The following is a 5,707-nucleotide window of genomic DNA, read 5'->3' as shown; positions in this document are numbered from 1 at the left end:
GATGCATGCACCCATACCTGCGGCCCTCTTCTCCGCTGCTGCAAAGGCGGGACGGGCAAGAATGGCTGATGCAAGAAAATGCTCGAGCCACGTATCATCATAATCATGGCACCGGTCCACATTCCCCGGTTTGGGGTATGCACAGACCTCAAGCATCATTGCAATCTGTGCGCATTCACTCCGCTGCATAGAATGCATCGCCCTCAAACACCCGCTTCATCAGTTTTTCCGAGAGGCGCCTCTTATACCGCATATAATCCGGCAGACTCAGGCCGACCTCCTTCAGGGCCATATTGCGGAACATGCAGGGGGTTGAACTCTTGCAGCACCAGGCAAGACTCCCGAAACAGGTATTCTCCCCTCCTTCAAGAAGCGTATTTTTTACCCCGTTGAGTTTAACTGATATAAATTCATTACGGGAAATGTCAAGGTTTTCAAGAGCCGGAATCAGGGGGCAGTTTTTAACCGGCATACAGCAGAAGGTCAGGCTGCGGATATCGCCGCCGCGGCAGAGCTGTTTCGGTGCATTGTACCACCCGGTTTCATCAGCGTATGCAGCCAGCTTCTCGTTCAGAGAAGCGAGCGTTGCAGGGTCGGCATGACGGGCAAGAGATACCATATCGGCCCCGTGTGCGAGCATGTCCTTTACCACCGTAAACGATGTGATGGAATTGTTTGCGATAAGAATCAGCGGGCAGGCGTTGCGAATCTGACGGAGTTTGGTATGCCCGAAATCCATCAGGTCAATGTGAATGATATCAGCACCGGCCTGCCAGAGTGCTCGTGCAAGTATCTGGTCATCTTCAGCCACACCGGCACGCATCTTCACTGACACCGTGACATGCTCTGCTTTTAGTGCACGGACCACTCTCTCAAGTTTGTCTGTGTCGTGCAGCAGTGCCTCACCGCAGCCTGCTGCAATCATTGGCTCCTGTCTGCAGTGCGCATCTATTTCATACACAATGCCGGGACCGACGGCCCGGGCCACCGCAGCAAAGGATTCAGGTGCACTTCCGCGCATATTCACTGCAACAACAAGACCGCTTTCTGAGAGCATCTCTGACTGTGCCCGAATCTCTGCTGTCGGGTCATCCGGAAGGAATTCATCCCTTCCGGCCTCCACGAGAAGACGGGAGGCTGCCATTGTGGTCTCGTCAATGGAGTAACCCCCGATACAGACCATGCCGGCATCCTCCCTGCGTGCCAGTGCATATTCAGCATCAACCACACCAGCCATTGCTGCAAGTACGATGGGGGTCTGTACAACAGTTCCATTCACCATCAGTTCATACCGGTCATAGGGGTCCATAATCATTCCTGAATAATCTTTTTTTTCTGCATATGTAATGACTTCCTATATGCTCTCAGGCACATGCCCCTGCGAAACACGCAGAAAAGAAATTCCACCGCAGAATTCCTCTTTTGATATACCGGATTTCAGATTGATACGGTTCCGCGTAGACGCTGCCGGAAAAGAGAACATGTGCTTCATTCAGTCTGCCGGCCCCCTCACAAAACTCAGCAGCAGGAGATCCCCTGCGTCCGGTTTTCTCTCAGCAATATGTGAGAGAATCCACCCGACGAAGATCATGTCTGTCATAAATGAAGAGGCGGGGAAAAATACGGTTATCTGGATTTGACGGATTTCCATTCAACAGCCTGGTAAAAAATAGCGCGGCTCAGGCAGACCAACAATACCATCACCATACCGGGTGTTAAACCGTGCCTGCTCCAGACGGCCCCAAAACCCGGAAAAAAACACCATCAGTTCAGTGAATCAAATCAGCGTAGTGACAACCTCCCGCTCAGAATTACGTATTCATAATGTACTACTGAAAAAGAAACACAAAATTAAATCGGTAATTATTTTATTCACTATCGTGCTACATAGTGTTATATGTCACATACGGGATTCTTACTGGTAGGACACGGAAGCAAAAAACAATACAACAAGGAACTGATTGAAACAACAGCGGACCTGATTGCAGCAAAAGAGGACCGATTCCTTGTAAAATCCGGGTTTATGAGCATCAACGAACCCTCTGTGCAGGAAATCCTCGATGAATTTAAGACCGCAGACATTGAAAAACTCGTTGTTGTACCCCTCTTTCTTGCAAAAGGCATCCACATTCTGGTTGATATTCCCGAAATCCTCGGCCTTGAAGAAGGAACCAATTCCGGCACATTCGCGCTTGCGAACGGAACCGAAATCCCGCTTCTGTATGCACAGCCCATAGGAAGCAATCCAATGCTCGCTGAACTAATGATCAACAACGCAGATGATGTACTGAACAATCAGTCCTGATTTCTATGAATATTCTGGTGGTTGACACCATTCATGGCGGAAGAGAAATATCCCGCCATCTTTTATTTCAGGGGTATGCTGTTGACACGGTTGATGTCTACCGAAATGAAGGAAGCATCACGGTTGCAGAGGCCCTGACGCGCAGGTATGACATTGTAGCAGCACCTGTCCATCTAAACCCGGACCATCCTCTGATGCATATGAAGACGGAATACCGGACGCACCATCAGATGATACCCTTCTGCCTGGGAAAGACCCGTCCTCATCTCAGTGTTGAGATAACCGGTGCACGGGGAAAAACGACCACCGCCCATGCGCTTGCATCTGTGCTTCCGGGAACAGGAGTATTGCTTTCCTCCATCGGAATCACAGAATTTCCGTCACGGAACAATGCGGGAAAAAAAAGCATCACACCCGCATCGACCATACACGCAGCAAAACTGGCCGTTGCATCAGGAGGCTGGCTGGTTGCAGAACAGTCCCTGGGAGTCAGCGGCATAGGGGACCTTGGTATTCTCACATCTGCAGAGGACTATCTCTGTGCAGGCGGAAAGAAGCATGCATATGATATAAAAAAAGAGATGCTTCTCTCCTGCAAAAAAATACTCGCCGCACCCGGCATTGCCTGGATGAATGACCGGGTTATCCATGCAGAAGATATCGTCAGCTGCAAAGGCACGGTCTGTTCATGGGCATACAACGGTGAGGAAGGATCATTCACCAATAATCTTCTGGTGCTTCCCGCCTACCAAAATGCCATACAGACCGCTGCCGCTGCCGCCTGTATACTTGGATATCGCCCGGACCCGCTCAGTGAGTTCACGGCCCTTCCCGGAAGACTGCAGGTGAAACGGAATGGTTCGTCGGTTATAATTGATGATGCGAATTCCGGCACATCACAACAAACCGCAACGGAAGCGGTGCGCTACGCAAGAACCATTTTGCCGACATCGCCGCTGATCCTGGTCATTGGTGCCGAGGCAGATAATATCTGCGAAGGCTTTTCACTCGCAGACATCAAACAGGTAATCGATACGACGAATCCTGACTCTGTAATACTGGTGGGAGACACCTACCCGGATGATGCAGAATCCTGCCTTTCACATCCATGCGTTCATGTCTCCTCCCTCACCGAGGGAGAACAGTATGCAAACACCATATCCGACACAGGAGTTATTGTGCTCGCTGTAAAAACCTGGAGATAAGACGATATGCAATACATTCAGCCACGCCCCAGTTCCATTGTTGCCGCCCTCTATACCGCCCGTGACCTGGGCTGTGACCTTGCCATATTACACGGACCATCGGGATGTTCGTTCAAACATGCACGCCTGCTGGAAGAAGACGGACTGCGGGTTCTGACAACGTCCCTGGGTGACAACGAGTTCATCTTTGGTGGACAGGAAGCGCTTGAACGTGTTTTGAAGTATGCAGAACAAACCTTTTCACCCACCCGCATCGCGGTTGTCGGCACCTGTGTCTCGATGATTATAGGCGAGGATATGGAGGCGGCCATCCGCGATTCGGAGATCACGACTCCTACCATCGCCATGGATATCCATGCCGGATTCCGGGAGAATATTGATGGCGTCATGGCGGCACTGCGCCCGGCGGCTGTTGCCGGATGGATCAGTGAAGAAGAACTGGGCCGCCAGAAACGACTGCTTGACGGTGCGAATGCGGTCGAACGGGCCCGCGGCGCTGCATCCAAACCCTACATTCAGCCTTCACGCGGTGACCTGAAACATGTGGTGGCGGGGCGCCTGCTCGAGTGCATCCGTTCCGGAAAGAAAGGGATTGTCATTCTGAATGCAAAAAAGGAGACCGCGTATATGTTTGCCGACGTCATGATTGCCGTGTATGAATCGTCTCCTGACGCTGACATTCAGTATTATGCAAATCTCTCTGATCTGGGCCTTGCCAAGGTCCGAAGGGATGCAAAAAATATCCGGGACGGTCTGAAGGTGCAGGGCATCGAACCGGTGATGACCGGAGCTCTTGATGAATATGGTGTCCTCGGCAATACACTGGGAGAAATCATCCAGGATATGAAACCTGATTTTGCCGTTATTGTGGGAGTGCCTCACGCCATTCCTCCCAACTATACCGAAAATATCGAGATATTCTCTGTTACCAACGGCCCCCGTCAGGTTGAACCACTGCATGACATCGGCCACCAGCATGTGGTGGTGGAGATTGACCTGCACCCGAAAACGCTGGGAGTGCATGAAATTGTTGCCAGTGAATTCGGGGATATTATCCGGAGCCTTTCATGAAGAGCCTGCTTATCACCGGCGACCGGTCGGGCAGCGGCAAGACAAGCATTACCCTTGCGATTGCTGCACTGCTTTCAGAAGAAAATGTCGTCCAGCCCTTTAAGGTGGCGATGGACTATATCGACCCGTCATACCTTACGGGTGTCACCGGCAGACCATGCAGAAATCTGGACAGTTTTGTCATGGATGAATCACTGATTCATGACGTGTATGCCAATGGTGCCGTCGGTGCGGACATTGCCATTGTTGAAGGAGTCAGGGGCCTGTATGAGGGATCAGAGGCCCTCACCGACAGGGGTTCTACGGCAAGCGTCGCAAAGACCCTTGCACTGCCGGTTATTCTTGTGGTTAATGCCCGGAGCATCACCCGCAGTGCAGCGGCACTGGTCAAAGGCTTCCAGCTGTTTGATCCTGCCGTCCGTATTGAGGGAGTCATCCTCAACCAGATCAACGGGGATATTCACCGCGAAAAGGCAACAAAAGCGATAGAGCATGCCTGTGGCATCCCGGTCATTGGTGCGATTCCCCGGCGTGATGAGATGAAACTGACCATGCGGCACCTGGGGCTGGTGCCGTTCCTCGAAGGCTCGCAAAAAGAGCAGTTCCATGATAAAATCCATGCGATCACCCGGATCATCGGGGATCATGTCGATGTTGACCGGCTCCTTGATATCGCAAAGGAAACCCCCGCACCTACAGAGAAGCCCGCCATGTTTCGCCCTGCGGATACAACGGACATCAGAATCGGCGTGGCCCTTGATGAGTCGTTTAATTTTTACTACGACGATCTCTTCGACATCCTCTGGGCACAGGGGGCGGAGCCTGTTTTTTTCAGCCCCATACATGACCGCCTGCCGGATGCCGACGGGTATATCATCGGCGGCGGATACCCGGAATTGTTTGCAGACGAGCTGGAGAAAAACAGCCGGATGCAGGAGGCGGTCCGGGAAGTGTCCGCCAACGGCACGCCCATCTATGCAGAATGCGGCGGTCTCATCTATCTCACGGAAGATCTGGTTCTTGCGGCAGGGCATGACAACCGGACGAGAGACGAGCACTATACGATGGCGGGTGTCTTCAAAGGGGAAACCCGGATGCCGGTGAGACGGGTCATCGGCTACGTGCA

Annotated in this window: 7 protein-coding genes; 4 read left to right on the top strand and 3 right to left on the bottom strand. The window is 52.0% G+C overall.

The annotated features are described in order from the left end of the window. The 3 genes from MKMG_RS10330 to MKMG_RS10320 form a co-directional block, all read right to left on the bottom strand. The coding region (locus tag MKMG_RS10330; RefSeq protein ID WP_371415218.1) for a triphosphoribosyl-dephospho-CoA synthase at positions 1-198 on the bottom strand (198 nt) is incomplete at its 3' end. Next, positions 176-1,309, bottom strand: a complete 1,134-nt coding sequence (locus MKMG_RS10325; protein WP_165077779.1) for a methanogenesis marker 9 domain-containing protein — start codon at positions 1,307-1,309, stop codon at positions 176-178. The genes MKMG_RS10325 and MKMG_RS10330, both read right to left, overlap by 23 nt. 183 nt (positions 1,310-1,492) lie before the next feature. Continuing rightward, positions 1,493-1,651 carry a hypothetical protein gene (locus MKMG_RS10320; protein ID WP_165077778.1) on the bottom strand — a complete coding sequence of 53 codons (159 nt, stop codon included), beginning with the start codon at positions 1,649-1,651 and terminating at the stop codon, positions 1,493-1,495. 246 nt (positions 1,652-1,897) lie between these two features. Between MKMG_RS10320 and cfbA the strand changes: the two genes are divergently transcribed. From cfbA to MKMG_RS10300, 4 genes are all read left to right on the top strand, one after another. Beyond that, positions 1,898-2,305, top strand: coding sequence for a sirohydrochlorin nickelochelatase (gene cfbA, locus MKMG_RS10315; RefSeq protein ID WP_165077777.1), 408 nt, complete (start codon positions 1,898-1,900; stop codon positions 2,303-2,305). Positions 2,306-2,310: 5 nt separating this feature from the next. Beyond that, positions 2,311-3,510: a coenzyme F430 synthase gene (cfbE, locus tag MKMG_RS10310; protein WP_165077776.1), complete on the top strand. Its 1,200-nt coding sequence runs from the start codon at positions 2,311-2,313 to the stop codon at positions 3,508-3,510. A gap of 6 nt (positions 3,511-3,516) precedes the next feature. Beyond that, positions 3,517-4,581: a Ni-sirohydrochlorin a,c-diamide reductive cyclase catalytic subunit gene (cfbD, locus tag MKMG_RS10305; protein WP_165077775.1), complete on the top strand. Its 1,065-nt coding sequence runs from the start codon at positions 3,517-3,519 to the stop codon at positions 4,579-4,581. After that, positions 4,578-5,707 (top strand): cobyrinate a,c-diamide synthase (locus MKMG_RS10300; RefSeq protein ID WP_165077773.1); only part of this gene is annotated, 1,130 nt, incomplete at its 3' end. The genes cfbD and MKMG_RS10300, both read left to right, overlap by 4 nt.

Source organism: Methanogenium sp. MK-MG (assembly GCF_009914725.1).
Lineage (GTDB): Archaea > Halobacteriota > Methanomicrobia > Methanomicrobiales > Methanomicrobiaceae > Methanogenium.
Note: the sequence above shows the minus strand (reverse complement) of the source record. Positions and strands in the feature narration are given on the sequence as shown.

Coding starts and splice junctions, on each gene's coding strand:
- MKMG_RS10325 (WP_165077779.1), bottom strand. CDS start 1,309: ATGGACCCCTATGACCGGTATGAACTGATGGTGAATGGAACTGTTGTA.
- MKMG_RS10320 (WP_165077778.1), bottom strand. CDS start 1,651: ATGGAAATCCGTCAAATCCAGATAACCGTATTTTTCCCCGCCTCTTCA.
- cfbA (WP_165077777.1), top strand. CDS start 1,898: ATGTCACATACGGGATTCTTACTGGTAGGACACGGAAGCAAAAAACAA.
- cfbE (WP_165077776.1), top strand. CDS start 2,311: ATGAATATTCTGGTGGTTGACACCATTCATGGCGGAAGAGAAATATCC.
- cfbD (WP_165077775.1), top strand. CDS start 3,517: ATGCAATACATTCAGCCACGCCCCAGTTCCATTGTTGCCGCCCTCTAT.